This is a genomic window from Stenotrophomonas sp. SrG (assembly GCF_050031795.1).
Lineage (GTDB): Bacteria > Pseudomonadota > Gammaproteobacteria > Xanthomonadales > Xanthomonadaceae > Stenotrophomonas > Stenotrophomonas rhizophila_A.
Genome location: NZ_JBNBBE010001658.1, coordinates 1 through 231 on the forward strand (window position 1 = coordinate 1; position 231 = coordinate 231).

The 231-nt window shown below is 69.7% G+C and carries 1 protein-coding gene; it reads left to right on the plus strand.

The features are described 5' to 3' along the window. The coding region (locus ACQG3P_RS24995) for a tRNA methyl transferase PRC-barrel domain-containing protein (protein WP_426806548.1) at nt 1–231 on the plus strand (231 nt) is incomplete at both ends.

Sequence of the window (231 nt, forward strand, 5' to 3'; positions counted from 1 at the left end):
CATCTGCTTCATCGGCGAGCGGGACTTCCGCGAATTCCTGGGGCGTTACCCGCCGGCGCGTACCGGTGAAATCCAGGACCCGGACGGCAACCGCATCGCCGAGCACCCCGGGGTGATCTATTTCACCCTGGGCCAGCGCGAGGGCCTGAACATCGGCGGCGTGCGGGGCCGCCCGGCGGCCCCGGGGTACGGGGTGGGCAAGGACGTGGCCAGCAACGTGCTGTACGTTGA